General features: G+C 69.0%; 13 protein-coding genes and 3 pseudogenes. 9 read left to right on the forward strand and 7 right to left on the reverse strand.

Annotated elements, in window-relative coordinates; all coding sequences use genetic code 11:
* Positions 1-110: 110 nt before the first annotated feature.
* Both OG206_RS07680 and OG206_RS07685 read right to left on the reverse strand, forming a co-directional pair.
* Entirely contained in the window at positions 111-722 is a 612-nt protein-coding gene (locus OG206_RS07680) for a dihydrofolate reductase family protein (RefSeq protein WP_327113606.1), read from the reverse strand.
* A gap of 124 nt (positions 723-846) precedes the next feature.
* Positions 847-1,572 (reverse strand): annotated as a pseudogene (locus OG206_RS07685) (helix-turn-helix transcriptional regulator); the annotation flags it as partial.
* Between the two features lie 349 nt (positions 1,573-1,921).
* Between OG206_RS07685 and OG206_RS07690 the strand changes: the two are divergent.
* From OG206_RS07690 to OG206_RS07705, 4 genes and pseudogenes are all read left to right on the forward strand, one after another.
* Positions 1,922-2,178, forward strand: a pseudogene (locus OG206_RS07690) (aldo/keto reductase); the annotation flags it as partial.
* Between the two features lie 103 nt (positions 2,179-2,281).
* Positions 2,282-3,130, forward strand: a complete 849-nt coding sequence (locus tag OG206_RS07695; protein ID WP_327113608.1) for an aldo/keto reductase — start codon at positions 2,282-2,284, stop codon at positions 3,128-3,130.
* A 90-nt stretch (positions 3,131-3,220) separates the two neighbouring features.
* Positions 3,221-4,255 (forward strand): zinc-dependent alcohol dehydrogenase family protein, encoded by a 1,035-nt coding sequence (locus OG206_RS07700; protein ID WP_327113609.1) that lies wholly within the window; start codon positions 3,221-3,223, stop codon positions 4,253-4,255.
* 374 nt (positions 4,256-4,629) lie between these two features.
* Positions 4,630-5,610 (forward strand): NmrA/HSCARG family protein, encoded by a 981-nt coding sequence (locus OG206_RS07705; protein WP_327113610.1) that lies wholly within the window; start codon positions 4,630-4,632, stop codon positions 5,608-5,610.
* 311 nt (positions 5,611-5,921) lie between these two features.
* Here OG206_RS07705 and OG206_RS07710 read toward each other — a convergent pair.
* Positions 5,922-7,126, reverse strand: a protein-coding gene (locus OG206_RS07710; RefSeq protein ID WP_327111122.1) for an IS3 family transposase whose coding sequence is annotated in 2 segments (ribosomal slippage) — positions 5,922-6,835 and positions 6,835-7,126 — 1,206 coding nt in all. Because the reading frame shifts where the segments join, the coding sequence is not laid out codon by codon here.
* Positions 7,127-7,284: 158 nt separating this feature from the next.
* Between OG206_RS07710 and OG206_RS07715 the strand changes: the two genes are divergently transcribed.
* Entirely contained in the window at positions 7,285-8,616 is a 1,332-nt protein-coding gene (locus OG206_RS07715) for a TerD family protein (protein WP_327113611.1), read from the forward strand.
* Positions 8,617-8,987: 371 nt separating this feature from the next.
* Here the strand turns inward: OG206_RS07715 and trxB are convergent, their stop codons facing one another.
* Complete coding sequence (gene trxB, locus OG206_RS07720; protein ID WP_327113613.1) at positions 8,988-9,962, reverse strand: thioredoxin-disulfide reductase; 975 nt, start codon at positions 9,960-9,962, stop codon at positions 8,988-8,990.
* A complete protein-coding gene (locus OG206_RS07725; protein ID WP_327113615.1) occupies positions 9,959-10,372 on the reverse strand; it encodes an arsenate reductase ArsC in 414 nt (137 codons plus the stop codon). Before OG206_RS07725 ends, trxB begins: the two co-directional genes overlap by 4 nt.
* 96 nt (positions 10,373-10,468) lie before the next feature.
* Here OG206_RS07725 and OG206_RS07730 point away from each other — a divergent pair, with 96 nt between their 5' ends.
* From OG206_RS07730 to OG206_RS07740, 3 genes are read left to right on the forward strand one after another with little or no spacing between them, the layout of a single operon-like run.
* Positions 10,469-10,777, forward strand: coding sequence for an ArsR/SmtB family transcription factor (locus OG206_RS07730; protein WP_327113617.1), 309 nt, complete (start codon positions 10,469-10,471; stop codon positions 10,775-10,777).
* Positions 10,774-11,892 carry an ACR3 family arsenite efflux transporter gene (gene arsB, locus OG206_RS07735; RefSeq protein WP_327113619.1) on the forward strand — a complete coding sequence of 373 codons (1,119 nt, stop codon included), beginning with the start codon at positions 10,774-10,776 and terminating at the stop codon, positions 11,890-11,892. The genes OG206_RS07730 and arsB overlap by 4 nt, the downstream gene beginning before the upstream one ends.
* A complete protein-coding gene (locus OG206_RS07740; RefSeq protein ID WP_327113621.1) occupies positions 11,889-12,950 on the forward strand; it encodes an ArsO family NAD(P)H-dependent flavin-containing monooxygenase in 1,062 nt (353 codons plus the stop codon). Before arsB ends, OG206_RS07740 begins: the two co-directional genes overlap by 4 nt.
* A 424-nt stretch (positions 12,951-13,374) precedes the next feature.
* Here the strand turns inward: OG206_RS07740 and OG206_RS07745 are convergent, their stop codons facing one another.
* Positions 13,375-13,752: an ArsR/SmtB family transcription factor gene (locus OG206_RS07745; protein ID WP_327113623.1), complete on the reverse strand. Its 378-nt coding sequence runs from the start codon at positions 13,750-13,752 to the stop codon at positions 13,375-13,377.
* A gap of 402 nt (positions 13,753-14,154) precedes the next feature.
* On the opposite strand from OG206_RS07745, the gene OG206_RS07750 reads away from it, so the two are divergent.
* Positions 14,155-14,589 carry a VOC family protein gene (locus OG206_RS07750; protein ID WP_327113625.1) on the forward strand — a complete coding sequence of 145 codons (435 nt, stop codon included), beginning with the start codon at positions 14,155-14,157 and terminating at the stop codon, positions 14,587-14,589.
* 169 nt (positions 14,590-14,758) lie between these two features.
* On the opposite strand, the pseudogene OG206_RS07755 reads toward OG206_RS07750, so the two are convergent.
* Positions 14,759-14,986 (reverse strand): annotated as a pseudogene (locus tag OG206_RS07755) (IS5/IS1182 family transposase); the annotation flags it as partial.
* Between the last annotated feature and the right edge of the window lie 651 nt (positions 14,987-15,637).

Here is a 15,637-nt window from a genome sequence, read left to right on the forward strand (position 1 = left end):
CGCCCGGGGGCCGTGGTTTCACACGCCTCCGGCATGCGCAGTCGGGCAGGGCGCGCGCTTCCGGAAGATCGTCGGCACCCGCGCCCGTTCCGGTCGGCGCGGTCCGGCACCTACGCGCCGGCCCCGTACGTTCCGTACTCCGGCAGGCCCGTCGACTCGTAGACATACACCGCGATTCCGCTCGGCGTCGTCTCGTGGTCCAGCAGCCGCAGGCCCACCGGGGTGCCGCCGTCCGGGAACAGGCGCCGACCGCTGCCCACGACCACCGGTGCGATCGCGAGCCGAATCTCGTCGACCAGGCCGGCTGCCAGCAGGGACTGGCCGAGCCTGGCGCTGCCGTGGATCTGGATCTCGCGGCCGGGCTGCCGCTTCAATTCGGCGACCTGGGCGGGAACGTCACCGGACAGGATCGTGGTCGGGTCCCACCCGGCCTCGGTCAGGGTTCGTGAGGCCACGTACTTCGGCGAGCCGTTGAGGATGTCCGCGCTCGGGTGGTCGGTCATCTCCGGCCAGTCCCGGGCGAAGTTCTCGTACGTACGGCGGCCGAACAGGAAGGCGTCCGCCCGGCCGAGCCAGCCGGCCGCCACGCGTTCGAAGGCCTCGTCCAGGTGCGGCACGAACCAGCCGCCCCGGGTGAACCCGTCGCTGGTGTCCTCGTCCGGGGAGCCGGGCCCCTGGGAGACGCCGTCCAGCGACAGGAACTCCTGCAGTACCACCTTCATCGCGCACCACTTCTCTCGGACAGGAGGACAAGGAGGACATCCGTCCCCGCCTGCTCAGACTTCGTGACGTGCGGGAAATCATCGGTCACCCCGTGGCGCGGGTGCCGGAGGATCACCGGCTCCGCGTGATCTTCCCGACCTCGGGATGCTGGAAGGTGTTGGTGACGGCCTTACGGCCAGTCACCTCATGGCGCTCCCGCAGCCCTGCGAACGCGGGGCTCTTCAGGAGCAGCTCGCCGACCAGGGTGGTCAGGTCGGGCGCGTCGGGGTCCGTGCCGGCCAGCGCGCGAAGACGGGCGACGCAGCCGCGGACCTGGTTCTCCCAGTCGGGGAAGACGTCGCGAGCGGCCGGGTGGAGAAACAGGTAGCGGGCGAGGTTGCGCTGCTTCTCCGGCCAGTCGGCGAGTCCCGCGTACAGGGCGAGCCCCCGGGGTCGTGGGCGAGGACGTCCATGCTCCGGCTGACGACGTAGGCCGGGTTCGGGCGCATGCCCTCCAGCAGCAGCCTCACGCACGGTGCGGCCCGGCGCCGGCACGGGCTCGGGCGCGTAACGGGCGGCGCGCACGGCCAGGGCACGCAGGTGCTGGTGCTCGGCGTCGTCCAGCTGGAGTGCGCGGGCGAGCGCGTCGACCACGGCGGGGCTCGGCCTGGTCTCCTTGCCGCGTTCGAGCCGTGTGTAGTAGTCGATGCTGACTCCGGCGAGGGTGGCCAGCTCCTCGCGCCGCAGCCCGGGGGTTCGGCGGACGCCAGGGCCGGGAGTCGGACCCACGCTCAGGGGGCTGGTCTGCGTTCGGCGCGCACGCAGGAAGCGCCCCAGTTCGTCGCCGCTGCTCGAGTGCCATGCGGCCAGTGTCCCCCCGCCGCCGTCGTGACGCGCCTTCCGAGCGGGCCCTGTCACGCCCCCGCTCGCCGCTCCCCCGAACAGCTCGCCCTGCCTGTCGCGGGCGTACGGAGGCAGGCTGGCCGATGTCCGCACGAAGACCCCGCAACCCCGCACGGCGTAACGGCCGGGAGGCATCGCCCACCGGCGGGTAGCGGTGTACGAGTCCTCACCTGCGAAGCCGGGCGGGACGAAGAGAGACGAGAGGTGACGAGTGATGCAGCACATCACGCTGGGTGAGCTGGAGGTTTCCCGCATCGGGCTGGGGGCGATGGGGATGTCCCACGGCTACACCGACTCCGGGACCGACGTGGCGGAGTCCGTCGCCGACCAGGTGCAGGCCATCGCGGCGGAAGTGGGCGCGACCCCTGCGCAGGTGGCCCTCGCGTGGCTGCTGTCCCAGGGTGAGGACATCGCCCCCCGTCCCCGGCACCGAGCGGGTGGCCCGGGTCGAGGAGAACACCGCTGCGGCCGGCCTCCGGCTGTCCGCCGACGTGCTCGACAGGCTCTCCGGCCTTCCCCCCGGCCGCAGGGGAAACCCACGCGGAGGGCGCCCGGCAGATGCTCGAACGCTGAGGCCCACCGCCGCACCGACGCACCGACGCACCAACACCTCGATCACCTCGAACGCTGGTCTCACCCCCACGACCGCACTGTCCGCAAGGAGTCACCCGTCACCATGCAGAACGTCACCCTGAACAACGGCGTCGAGATGCCCGTCCTCGGCTTCGGCGTCTACCAGATCCCGCCCGAACAGACCGAGCAAGCCGTCGGTGACGCCCTGGCGGCCGGCTACCGGTCCTTGGACACCGCGGCCGCCTACCGCAACGAGGAGGCAGTCGGGCGCGCGATCAGGAACAGCGGCATCCCGCGCCGGGACCTGTTCGTCACCACCAAGCTGTGGGTCTCCGACGCCGGTGAGGACAGGGCGAAGCGCGCCTTCGACACCTCGCTGCGCAGACTCGGTCTGGACCACCTCGACCTGTACCTGATCCACCAGCCCTTCGGCGACGTCTACGGTTCCTGGCGGGCCATGGAGAGCCTGCAGCGGAACGGCCTCGTCCGGGCGATCGGGGTGTCGAACTTCCACCCGGACCGGCTCGTGGACCTGATCGACCACAACGAGGTCACCCCCGCGGTGAACCAGGTCGAGACACACCCCTTCCACCAGCGCAGGGCCGACCAGGACCTCATGCGGGAGCGCGGGGTGCAGATCGAATCGTGGGGCCCCTTCGCCGAGGGCCGCAACAACCTCTTCACCGACCCGGGGTTGAGCGGCATCGCAACCGCACACGGCAAGTCCGTGGCGCAGGTCGTACTGCGCTGGCTCATCCAGCGCGACGTCGTGGTCATCCCCAAGTCGGTACGCCCCGAGCGCATGGCGGAGAACCTCGACGTCTTCGACTTCGAACTGACCGACGCAGAGATGGCCGCCGTCGCCGCCCTGGACACCGGCGCATCGCTGTTCTTCGACCACCGCGACCCGGCCATGGTCAGCCGGCTCGGCAACGCCACCCTCGACTCCTGAACCACCGACACGGGTCAGGAGCGAGAAGGCCCACTGATATCGACATCGGCGGCACCCGCCACCGATCACCCCACACGAGGAGTTGCGCCCATGCGAGCCACCCTGCTGTACGCGGCCGACGACGTGCGCGTCGAGGACGTCACCGACCCTGAGATCAAGAACCCCACGGACGCCGTCGTACGGATCGTGCTGTCCTGCGTCTGCGGCAGCGACCTCTGGCCGTACAAGTCGGCGCCGCGCACGGACAATCCCCGGCACATGGGTCACGAGTTCCTCGGCGTCGTCGAGGCGACCGGATCCGAGGTGCGCACCGTCGAGCCGGGTGATCTGGTGGTGGCTCCGTTCGTCTACTCCGACAACACCTGCGCGTACTGCCGCGAAGGCCTGCAGACCTCGTGCGTGCACGGCGGGACCTGGGGTGTGAACGGCGTGGACGGCGGTCAGGGCCAGGCCGCCAGGGTCCCGTACGCCGACGGCACCCTGGTCAAACTCCCGGTCGGTGAGGACTCCGAGCTGCTGCCGGACCTCCTGACCCTGTCCGACGTGCTGAGCACCGGTTACCACGCGGCCCGCACCGCCGGTGTCGGGTCCGGTGACACGGTCACCGTCATCGGGGACGGCGCGGTCGGCCTGTCCGCCGTGATCTCGGCCAGGCTGCTGGGTGCCGAGCGGATCGTCCTCATGGGCCGCCACACCGTGCGCACCGACCTCGGCCTCGACTTCGGCGCCACGGACGTGGTCGCGGAGCGCGGCAAGGAAGGTGTCGCCCGAGTACGTGACCTGACCGACGGCGAGGGCACGCACAAGGTCCTCGAATGCGTGGGGCTGAAGGACGCGATCGTCCAGAGCTTCGGGGTGGTCCGCGCCGGCGGCACCATCAGCCGCGTCGGCGCCCCGCAGTTCACCGACGTCCCCTTCGGCTTCCCCGACTTCCTGCGCAACATCACCCTCACCGGCGGCGTGGCCCCGGCCCGCGCCTACATCGAGGAGCTGATGCCGCACATCCTCGACGGCTCGATCCGGCCCGGCCGGGTCTTCGACCGCACGATCGGCCTGGAGGACATCGCGGACGGATACCGGGCGATGAACGACCGCGAGGCACTGAAGGTACTGGTGCGCCCGTGACGGCATGCCCTGTACCGCTCTCAGACCGTGTCGCCGAGGAAGCTGTCGGACAGAGCGACTGATCCGGAGTCGAATTGAGCGACAGCCTCGATGTCAACTCGGCGACGCCGACAAGGCGTCGCCGAGCGGCGCACAGCGGTCGGCACCGCTGGAACCGGGACAAACTCCTGGAGAAACTGGGCACATACCGGGACGCAGGGGCGCCGGCACAGGGGGCCGGAAATGGCTGTCCGACCTGCCCTCCAGCGTGCCTCCGACCACACCGGTCCGCCTCGCTGAACTCCGCCGGAGAACCGACCGCACATTTATTTGACAGTACAAATACGTGACTATAGGTTCGCCCTCCGTATTCACTCGCGCGGAGGGGAACAGAAGTGGCGCAGCAGAAGGTCATCGCAGTCGTCGGAGCCACGGGGCAGCAGGGTGGCGGCCTGGTGGAGGCGATCCTGGCCGATACTTCGGGGGAGTTCACCGTACGAGCCCTCACCAGGGACGCCGGTTCACCGAAGGCCAAGGCGCTCGCCTCGCGCGGTGCTGAGGTCGTGGAGGCCGATCTCGACGACGAGGCCAGTCTGGTAGCGGCGTTCGACGGCGCTTTCGGGGTATTCGTCATGACGAACTTCTGGGCCGACCTCACGCCGGAGCAGGAGGCGGCACGGTCCCGGGTCGAGATGGAACTGGAGCAGGCTGCCAACGCGGCACGGGCGGCCAAGGCCGCGGGTGTCAAGCACGCCGTGTGGTCCAGCGTCGAGGACACGCGCCCCTTCTTCGAGCGCACCGGAGACAAGGTCCCGCGCCCCATGGCCGGCTACACGGTTCCGCACATGGACGTGAAGGCGGCGGCGGACGCGTTCTTCACCGACCTCGGAGTGCCTACGACCTTCCTCCTGACCTCCTGGTTCTACGAGAACCTGTTCATCGGGATGGGCCCGGTCCGCAACGAGGCAGGCGAGCTGATCCTCACCATCCCGCTCGCCCACCACAAGCTGGCCGCACACGCGGCGACCGACATCGGCCGAACGGTACTGGGCATGTTCAAGTCCGAGGGTGCCTACATCGGCAAGACCGTCGGCATCGCGGGTGCCCATGTGACGGGCGAGGAGATGGCCGCCGTGCTGTCGGAGGCTGTCGGCGAGAAGGTGACCTACCAGCCCTTCACCTGGGACCAGTTCCGGGGCTTCGGCTTCCCGCACGCGGTGGAGTTCGCCAACAACCTCCAGTACATGGCGCAGAACGACACCGAATTCACCGCAGCACGCGACATCGAGTGGAGCCGGAGCATCAATCCGCAGCTCGAATCGTTCCGGTCCTGGGCAGAGGCCCACAGCGACCAGCTGCGCGCGCTGAACAGCTGATTCCCCACCGGAGGCGGCGACAGCGGCGGCGACACCCATAAGCCGCTGTCGTTCCGCTGAGGGGTGGACGCCGGACGGGAGCCTCGATCGGATGATCGTGGCCGGCCGCGGACGTAAGGCAGGGTCTCTCGATGGCTCGGGGTTGCGAAGCCGACCGAGATCCGGGAGACCCTGTTGCCGTAGTCGTGCGTGAGTTCTGGGGCTGCGGGGCTCACATCGGCTGTTCCGTCGGGTGATTGTGCCGCCACGTGGTTCGGCAAGCCGACCGACCACCCGGAGGGTGGGCCTTGACCCCGAATCCTGAACACGGCTTATGCGGCTTGTGCCAGCGTAGTTGGTGTGAGGTGGAAGGCGTTCTCGAAGGCGATCGGTGATCGTTGTCCGAGGCGGGAGTGTCGGCGTCGGGTGTTGTAGCGGTGGAGCCATCTGAAGGCGTCGAGTCGCGCCTCACGCTCGTCTGGCCAGCTCTTTCGTCCCTGCAAGGTCTCGCGTTTGAAGGTCGCGTTGAAGGATTCGGCGAGTGCGTTGTCCGCGCTGGAACCGACCGCGCTCATGCTTTGCCGAACCCCTGCTGACCTGCATGCTTCGGCGAATGCTCTGCTCGTGTACTGGGCTCCGTGGTCGGTGTGCATGATCGATCCGGCGAGGCTGCCGCGGGTGCGGATCGCCGCGGCCAGGGCGTCGGTGACGAGGTCCGCGCGCATGTGGTCGGCGATCGCCCAGCCGGCCAGACGGCGCGAGGCGAGGTCGATGACGGTCGCCAGGTAGCAGAACTTCCCGCCGTCGATGGGCAGGTAGGTGATGTCGCCGACGTACTTCGTGTTCGGCCTGTCCGCTGTGAAGTCGCGGCCGATCAGGTCCGGGGCCTTGGCCGCAGCCTGATCTGGGACGGTGGTGCGGTGCCGGCGGCGAAGGCGGACTCCTTCGATCCCGGACACCCTCATGATCCTGGCGACCCGCTTGCGGTTGACCGCCTCACCGTTCTCCTCGCGAAGCTCGGCAGTGATCCTGGGGGCGCCGTAAGTGCCGTCCGATTCCTGATGCACCGCCCGTATCCGGGCCGCCAGGCGGGCATCAGCCGCCCGCCTGGCGGCCCGGTCGGCGGCCGTCCGTTGCCAGTAGTAGAAGCTCGAGCGGCTGACTCCGAGGATGCTGCACAGCCGCTTCACGCCGTGACGGCGCTGGAGGTCGGCGACACACTGGAAGCGGTTCACCAGCGCGTCTCCCCGGCGAAATACTTCGCCGCTTTGCGCAGGATCTCCCGTTCCTCCTCCAGCTCACGGACCTTCTTCCGCAAGGCTGCGTTCTCCACTTCCAGCGGGGCCGGCGGCTGAGAGGGTTCCTGCGTCCGCCGTCCCCGAGGACGGCTTACTCCGGCTGCCCGAACCCAGTTCCGCAACGTCTCCGGGTTGATCCCCAGATCGGCGGCGACCGACCTGATCGTCGCTTCGGGCCGCGACTCGTACAGCGCGACCGCGTCCGCCTTGAACTGCGGCGGGTAGTTCTTCATCACCACGAGATGTCCGTTCTCAGATCCGCAGGATCCAGTGTCTCGTGTGTCCAACATCAGGGGTCAAGGCCCGGTGTCCGTCGGCCGTGAGGTTGATCCCCGGGAGTTGACTCTGCCGGCATACGGGTTGAAGGGGGACCGCATATCCGATCATCCTTGTCGCCATGAGTCTCGTCTTCACCTCCTTCGATGTGCCCGCCATGGGCGACTACGCCTACGACTGGGCCTTGGTTGATGTGGAGACGTCGGGCCTCATAGCCCGGCGAGATCGCGTGCTGTCCGTCGCGGTGATCACGATCGGCCGGGACGGCGAGCAGACCGGGGAGTTCTCGACCCTGCTCAATCCGGGCTGCGATCCGGGACCGGTGGAGGTGCACGGGCTGACCGTCGAGCGACTGCGGGGTGCTCCGACGTTCGACCAGGTCGCCGGGCGGATCGGAGCGATGCTTCAGGACCGGGTCCTGGTTGCCCACAACGCCCAGTTCGACTACGACTTCCTGGCCTACGAGTTCGCCCGTGCGCGGACGTGGCTGCCGGTGTCGCAGCGGCTGTGCACCCTGGCCCTGAATCGTCAGGTGGACCCACCGACGGATGACATGAAGCTCGGCACCCTCGCCGCCCACTACGGCGTCCCCCAGCAGCATGCACACGATGCGCTGGACGACAGCCGTGTTCTGGCCGGGATCCTGCGGGCGTCACTGCACGCCGGACGTCGTGTGCTGGTGCTCGGTGGCGCCCATGCCGATGCCGCGGCGGCTCGCACCCGCGTCGTCGAGCTGGGCGGGTCCGCGGCGGTCAACCTGTCCGCCGGCGTCACCGACGTCGTACTCCTGGAGGGAGGGGAAGGCGACCGGCGCATGAGCCGCGTCACCGCCCTCGGACTCCCCGCGCACGACCTGCACTGGCTCTCCGCTCCGACCGCCACCACACCGGCTGCGGCGGCGCGCCGGCCCCGGGCGCCGTATGTGATGCCGAGAGGGGGCGTCATCGACCTGCCCATACCGCACGGCAGAACCGCGCCGGAGTGGTACGTCACCGCCGGCTGGGCCCCGCAGTGCGGATACGAGATCGACGTCGTCGCCTTCCTCCTCGACGAGGACGAGCAGGTCACCTTCGACGAGGACTTCGTCTTCTACGGGGCCCCGGAGAGCCCGGCTGGAACTGCGCGGCTGCTGACCGGCGGTCCTGCCGAACAGACCATCGCCCTCAACCTGGCCTCTCTGCCGCCCGCGACGCGCAAGGTCGTCGTCGCTGCCGCCATCGACGGCGCCGCGACCTTCGGAGCGGTCGGTGCGATCCAGATCGGCGCAGCCCCCGGCAGCAGCGGGGCGCCGCTCGCCCGCGCCACACTGGACGCCGCCACCACCGAACGCACCATGCTGCTGGCGGAGATCTACCGCAGAGGCGCGGTCTGGCGCCTACGCGCTGTCGGCCAGGGCTACGACCACGGCCTCGACGCTCTCGCACGCGGATACGGCGTCGACATCGCTGGGTGATCGCCGGCGCCGGGAACGGAGATCTTGAGTTCCTCAGCCGGTTCTCCGGCGCACTCTACGACGCGGCCGGCTCGGCTGACCACGCGGCGAAGACGGTGCGGAAGGCGGCCGCGGCATTTGTGCGTCAGGAGGGCCCTTGAGCGGGTGGTGACGGCCGCCAGTTCAGTCCTGCAGCCACAGCCCGGCGCCGTCTTGGCCTCGGTGACGATCGGGGTGGGTCGGCAGCGGCTTCGAACCGGGTCTGGCTGCCAGACCCCGACGCAGACCGGCCCGTGCACCGACGCGCTGCCAGGCCGACCCGGAAACGGACGGCGACGGCGTGGTCCGACCCCCACGATTCGTGGCCGCGGGCGGCGGCGCCGTTGTGCTGATCAAGCAGCAACTGCCGCAGTATCCGGATGAGCCTGCGCAGTGTTGCGGGCGGCGAGGTAGCGCTCGGCGTCCAAAGCAGCGGCTGCACCGGTGCCTGCAGCGGTGATGGCTTGGCGGTAGGTGTGGTCGACAACGTCACCGGCGGCGAACACCCCGGGCCGGCTGGTATGTGTCGTCGGGGAGGCGACGGTGATGTAGCCCTCGCCGTCGAGGTCGAGCTGCCCGGTGAAAAGTCCGGTGCGCGGGTCGTGGCCGATGGCGATGAACAGGCCCGTCACCTCCAGGTCGCGGGCAGCGCCGGTGAAGACGTCGCGCAGGACGACGCCGCCGAGCATGCCGTTCGCCTCCTTGATCTCGGCGATCTCGCTGTCGAAGGCGAAGGAGATCTTGTCGTCGGCGAACGCCCGGTCCTGCATGACCTTCGAGGCGCGCAGGGTGGAGCGGCGGTGAACGATGGTGACCGATCTGGCGAAGCGGGTGAGGAATGTGGCTTCCTCCATAGCGGTGTCGCCGCCGCCGACCACGACGATGTCGCGGTCGCGGAAGAAGAACCCGTCGCAGGTCGCGCACCAGGACACCCCGCGGCCCGACAGCTCGTCCTCGTGAGGAAGACCGAGTTTGCGGTAGCCGGATCCGGTAGCGATGATCACCGTTCTCGCGCGGTGAACAGTGCCCGCGGAGTCGGTGAGCAGCTTGACGTCGCCGGTCAGGTCGACGGCCACGATGTCGTCGTCGATCATCTCGGTGCCGAACTTCTCGGCCTGAGCCCGCATGTCCTCCATGAGGACCGGGCCGTCGATGCCGTCGGGGAAGCCGGGGAAGTTCTCGACCTCGGTCGTGGTGGTCAGCGATCCACCGACGAAGATGCTGCTGCCGAAGAGCAGCGGCCTCAGCTGGGCGCGAGCAGTGTAGAGGGCAGCGGTGTATCCGGCGGGGCCGGAGCCGATGATGACGACGTCGCGTATCGCGCTCATGCCGGCTGATCCGGGGCGATTTCGGCGATCAGGCCCTCGATCAGGGTCTTGATGTCGTCGCGGATCGGGCGGACCGCTTCGACGCCTTGACCGGCCGGGTCCTCGAGGGTCCAGTCGAGGTAGCGCTTGCCGGGGAAGACGGGGCAGGTGTCGCCGCAGCCCATGGTGATGCACACGTCCGACTCGCGGACCGCGTCGACGGTGAGGATCTTCGGCGTCTCCTGGGAGATGTCGATGCCGACCTCGGCCATGGCCTCGACGGCGGCCGGGTTGACCTGATCGCCGGGGTCGGAGCCCGCGGAACGCACCTCGACTCGGTCGCCGGCAAGGTGGCTCAGCCAGGCGGCGGCCATCTGGGAGCGGCCGGCGTTGTGGACACAGACGAACAGGACGGACGGCTTGTCGGCCATGGTGATCGTTCTCTCTCGTCGCACGGCGGAAACCCAGCCGCCAATGACTTCAGCACCCGCTGGTATCAGCGGGCAGTGATGTGACAGTATCAGCGCATGCTGACTTCAGTCGATCCTGATCTGATCCGGGTGCTGGGCGATCCGCTCCGCCTCCGGATCGTGACCCTGCTGGCGCGCGAGACACTCTGCACGACGCACCTGGTCGAGGAGACCGGAGCCAAGCAGACCAATTTGTCGAACCACATGAAAGTGCTGCGCGAGGCCGGGCTGGTGGAGACCGAGCCGTGCGGCCGCTTCACGTACTACAAGCTCAAGCCAGAGCTCTTGGCCGGTCTGTCCGAGCAGTTCGCCGCGCTCGCTGACTCCGCTCGCACCGCCGCCGAGAACAAGAGGGCCTGCCCGTGACCTTCACCGAGCCCACCTCCGGCACCACTCGGGGCGCCGGCCCTGCCGGGGACGATTCGATCGTCGGGAAACTCTCCACTCTCGACCGCTATCTGGCGGTCTGGATCCTCATCGCCATGGCTGCCGGCCTGGGACTGGGCCGGGTCATCCCGGGCATGAACGATGCCCTGGCGAAGATCGAGGTCGGCGGCATCTCCCTGCCGATCGCGCTCGGCCTGCTGGTCATGATGTATCCGGTGCTGGCCAAGGTCCGCTACGACCGGCTCGACCGGGTCACCGGCGACCGCAAGCTGATGGTCTCCTCGCTGGTCGTCAACTGGATCGTCGGCCCCGCGGTCATGTTCGCGCTCTCGTGGATCTTTCTCCCCGACCTTCCCGAATACCGCACCGGGCTGATCATCGTCGGCCTCGCCCGCTGCATCGCGATGGTCATCATCTGGAACGACCTCGCGTGCGGCGACCGCGAAGCAGCAGCCGTACTCGTCGCCCTGAACTCCGTATTCCAGGTCCTCACGTTCGGCCTGCTGGGCTGGTTCTACCTGGACCTGCTGCCGCGGTGGCTGGGACTAGGCGACGGGCAGGGCCTTGACGTCCCCGTCTGGCACATCGCGCTGAACGTCGTCGTCTTCCTCGGGATCCCTCTCCTGGCGGGCTTCCTCACCCGCCACATCGGCGAGCAGAAGATGGGCCGCAGCGATTACGAGGCGAAGTTCCTGCCCAAGATCAGCCCCTGGGCGCTGTACGGACTGCTGTTCACGATCGTCATCCTTTTTGCCCTTCAGGGGAAGACGATCACCTCGCAGCCGCTGGACGTCGTACGGATCGCACTGCCGCTGCTGGTCTACTTCGCGATCATGTTCTTCGGCAGTTTCGTGCTCGGTAAGGGCCTCGGCCTGGCCTACGACCGCACTGCGACGCTGGCGTTCACCGCCGCGGGCAACAACTTCGAGCTGGCCATCGCCGTGGCCATCGCCACGTTCGGTGTCACCTCCGGCCAAGCCCTCTCAGGCGTGGTCGGCCCGCTCATCGAGGTGCCCGTTCTGATCGGGCTTGTGTACGTCGCGCTCGCCTGGCGCAGGAAGTTCGCACCCAAGGCCGTGACGACGGCCCCGTGACACACGACATGGATGTGGTGGTGGTCGGCGGCGGCCAGGCAGGGCTCGCCGCCGGCTACCACCTGCGCCGCCAGGGCTTCGACTTCGCCGTCCTGGACGGCGATCCGGCACCGGGCGGTTCCTGGCAGCACATGTGGGACTCACTGCACATGTTCTCCCCGGCCGGGTACTCCTCGCTGCCCGGTCACCTCATGCCCGCCCAGGCGGGCGAGACCTACCCGAATGCCGGGCACGTGGTGAACTACCTCGCCGACTACGAAAAGCGCTACACCCTGCCCGTCCAGCACGGAACCCGCGTGCGCTCTGTACGCCGCGACGCGGGCCGGCTCCTGGTCGAAGCCGACTCCGGCACCTGGCGGGCCCGCGCGGTCATCAGCGCCACCGGCAGTTGGTCGCGGCCCTTCCTCCCCGCCGTCCCCGGCCGGTCCGTCTTCACCGGGCGGCAGCTCCATACCGTGAACTACCGCTCTCCGGCCGAGTTCGTCGGGCAGTGCGTCATCGTGGTCGGCGGTGGCAACTCCGGTGCCCAGATCGCCGCCGACCTCGCCCACGACGGCCGCGTCGATGTCACGTGGGTGACCCTGCGCCCGCCACGGTTCCTGGCCGATGACATCGACGGCCGCGCCCTGTTCGACGTCGCCACCGCCCGCCGCCGCGCCCTCGATGCCGGCCTCACCGACACCGGCGGGGTGGCCTCGCTCGGCGACATCGTCGCTGTACCCCCGGTTCGCGCTGCCCGCGACGCCGGGCTTCTGAAGGCGAAGCCGATGTTCGGCCGGCTCACCGCCGACGGCGTCCAGTGGGCCGACGGCAACCGGACGGGCGCCGACGCGGTCGTCTGGTGCACCGGCTTCCGCCCGGCCCTGTCCCACCTCGCCCCGATGGACCTGCGCGGCCCGCGCGGGCACATTCCTACCAACGGCACACGCGCCCTGGACGAGCCGCGGCTGCACCTGCTCGGCTACGGCGATTGGACAGGCCCGGCCTCGGCCACCCTCATCGGCGTCGGGCGCACCGCCCGGGACGCCGTCCGCGAAATCACCGGCCTGCTCACCTAAAACCAAAAAGGGCTGTCCCGTAATCCCTGACGGATCAGCGCGCGGCGTCAGATGCGGTGCATCGCAAGACGGGGGGACATTCGCGTACTTGATGTATTCGGGCGTTCCGACAACGCGGCGAGGCGCCGTAGCTGTCGTCGCACACCGGCCAGGGATGACGGGACAGCCCTTGCGAGTGCATCGGAGAACTGCTCGGGCAGACGAACCACACGCCAGACGCCGAAGTGCCGGAGGCCGCCGACGCCCTGTACCGGCGGCTGCACCGCTCACTCGATTCCCTGCCGGAGCACACCGTCCCAGGCACCTGCTGCGCCCGCTACGCCGAGGCCGGCGGGTTCGACCTGCCCACCCTCATCCCGCAGGTCTGCCTGCACTACGACCCCTACACCCGCAAGAGCGGCGGACACAGCGGTGCCCTGTGTTGCTACGCCGCAGCCGCTGCACCTACCAGCAGTCGGCCCATGGCGGCGAGCACGGACGGCTCGACCCGGTAGTACACCCAGGTGCCGCGCCGCTCGGAGGTGAGCAGCCCGGCCTCCCTCAGCTTCTTCAGGTGGTGGGAGACGGTGGGCTGGGACACCCCGACGTCGGAGATGTCGCACACGCATGCCTCGCCGTCCTCGTGCGAGGCCACTGCGGAGAAAAGCCGGAGGCGGACCGGGTCACCGAGTGCCTTGAAAATCCGCGCCGCGGTCTCGGCCTCTTCGGCGGTCATCGGGCGCTCGGTCAGCGGTGGGCAGCACGGCGCTACGCCCTGCCCGTCAGCGGGTACGGGCAGCGGCAGCACCTTCGTATTCGACATATGCCTATGTTGACACATGTCGAACCAAGGCGGCGCGGTCCGTCACCGGCGAGAGAGGTGGGCGTTCCAGCATCCGGGCGACGCGGTCCCGCGTCCCGGCCCAGGCCGCGCGGCGAGTTCGGCGACAGACCGCGCTGTCACTCCAGCCCGACGAATGCCGGCCGGCGCACCGGTGGCCAGGCCCTCCCGAGGCCCGGGGTTTTCCCGAAGGCCGTCCCGTAACTGATCTCCGGCACGCAGCTACGCGCCGGGCTTACGTCGTCCTCATGGCGTGTTCGGTTTGATCACCCGGTGTCCGACCCGGGCAGGGTTCTGCGCGGCTGGGTCGACAGCCCGATGGCATGGGGATCCACGGGGGGAAAGGGGAAAAGGGCGGCGGGGCACCCTTGGTAGGGTGCGCCGATGTCAACGATCAAGCAGATCCAAGTGACCTTCGACTGCGCGGAACCTGCACGCCTCGCCGCTTTCTGGTGTGAGGTGCTGGGGTACGTCGTTCCGACGGTCCCGGAGGGCTTCGCCACGTGGGAGGAGTACCACCGCTCGCTGCCGCCCGAGGAGCAGGTGATCTACTTCGCGTGCACTGATCCCTCGGGTGTGGGCCCGCGCCTGCTCTTCCAACGAGTTCCCGAAGACAAGGTCGTCAAGAACCGGCTGCATCTCGATGTGCGGGCCGGTACCGGGCTCGTGGGCGAGGAGCGCCTTGCCACACTGGAGGCCGAGTGCGCACGGCTGGTCGCGCTCGGCGCGGTACATGTGCGAACGATGCGTGCCGACGGCGAGAACGAGTCCTGCATTGTGATGCAGGACCTTGAGCGCAACGAGTTCTGTCTCGACTGAGCCTCCTCCGAGACCGCGAGGCGGAAGCCCTCTCCGGTGGGCCTCGTAGATCCCGCACGCGGCGCGGCTATCGCGGGAGAGCGAGTTTGTGCAGGCGGGCGACGCCGTGCACTGCGTGGCGCACGCCGTCGCCCCTCAGGCGGCAGTCGCGCAAGATCTTCCATGCCTTCAGCGGGGCCAGTTGCCGCATCGTCAAGTTCGTCCGCACGTACGCGGCGGCCGGCAGCACCTGGTCTTCCAGTAGCACCTTCCACAGCCGCCCCCGGGCAGGGGTGTCGGCACCCTCACGCCGCAGATGCGTCACCAACGTGCTGAAGGAGCGCGGGCTGAGCCCTGTGAACGGGGCTGTCCAGGACGGCTCAGACACCGTGATCACAACTGACACAGTCAAGATCATCGCAAGGCAAGATCACCTGCGGGTCGACCTTAGCCACCGAGAGCGCCGTTGGGCGCGCGAGGCAGGGCAGGTCGGGCGGCACCCGGTGGCGAGCACGACAGAAGCCGGGCCAAGGGGTGCGGTATCCAGCCCCGTGCGGGCCGTCCGGAAGTGCAGGTCGCGGCCCAGAACCCGCTGGGCCGCGAACGTCACCGGCGCCCGGGCGGCGAGCGTGACGCGGGTGGTCCGGGCGAGCTCGGCGGCGATCCGCACCACGGAGTTGGCGAACGGAGCCGGGCCGAGTAGCCGGCGGCATGCAGCACTCTGCCCGGTGAACTCCTCCAGACCTCAAAGGGCGGGCCGGTGCAGGCGTCCGGACGGGCGGCGCAAGCGGTGAGGTACTTGGAGAACCGTACCGAGCGGGAGAGAGCAGCGTGAGGCTCTCGTAGTAGCGCGGCCACGCCCCGCCTCCGCGGCCTGATGCCTCCAGCACCAGCGACCCGTACCGCAGCAACACGTGGGCGGCGGCCAGTCCAGACTGTCCGCCGCCGATCACGGCGACGCCGATCTGCTCCGTCACCAGTCCTCCCGAATTCGATAAACATCTATGTTGACGTTCATCAATGCAGGTGACATGCTGGATCGCGAAGGCCATCGATAGATGTCGAAACA

The organism is Streptomyces sp. NBC_01341 (assembly GCF_035946055.1).
GTDB lineage: Bacteria > Actinomycetota > Actinomycetes > Streptomycetales > Streptomycetaceae > Streptomyces.

Excerpts from the sequence above, each read along its gene's own strand:
- OG206_RS07680 (WP_327113606.1), bottom strand. The coding sequence starts at position 722 with ATGAAGGTGGTACTGCAGGAGTTCCTGTCGCTGGACGGCGTCTCCCAG.
- OG206_RS07695 (WP_327113608.1), top strand. The coding sequence starts at position 2,282 with ATGCAGAACGTCACCCTGAACAACGGCGTCGAGATGCCCGTCCTCGGC.
- OG206_RS07700 (WP_327113609.1), top strand. The coding sequence starts at position 3,221 with ATGCGAGCCACCCTGCTGTACGCGGCCGACGACGTGCGCGTCGAGGAC.
- OG206_RS07715 (WP_327113611.1), top strand. The coding sequence starts at position 7,285 with ATGAGTCTCGTCTTCACCTCCTTCGATGTGCCCGCCATGGGCGACTAC.
- trxB (WP_327113613.1), bottom strand. The coding sequence starts at position 9,962 with ATGAGCGCGATACGCGACGTCGTCATCATCGGCTCCGGCCCCGCCGGA.
- OG206_RS07725 (WP_327113615.1), bottom strand. The coding sequence starts at position 10,372 with ATGGCCGACAAGCCGTCCGTCCTGTTCGTCTGTGTCCACAACGCCGGC.
- OG206_RS07730 (WP_327113617.1), top strand. The coding sequence starts at position 10,469 with ATGCTGACTTCAGTCGATCCTGATCTGATCCGGGTGCTGGGCGATCCG.
- OG206_RS07745 (WP_327113623.1), bottom strand. The coding sequence starts at position 13,752 with ATGTCGAATACGAAGGTGCTGCCGCTGCCCGTACCCGCTGACGGGCAG.
- OG206_RS07750 (WP_327113625.1), top strand. The coding sequence starts at position 14,155 with ATGTCAACGATCAAGCAGATCCAAGTGACCTTCGACTGCGCGGAACCT.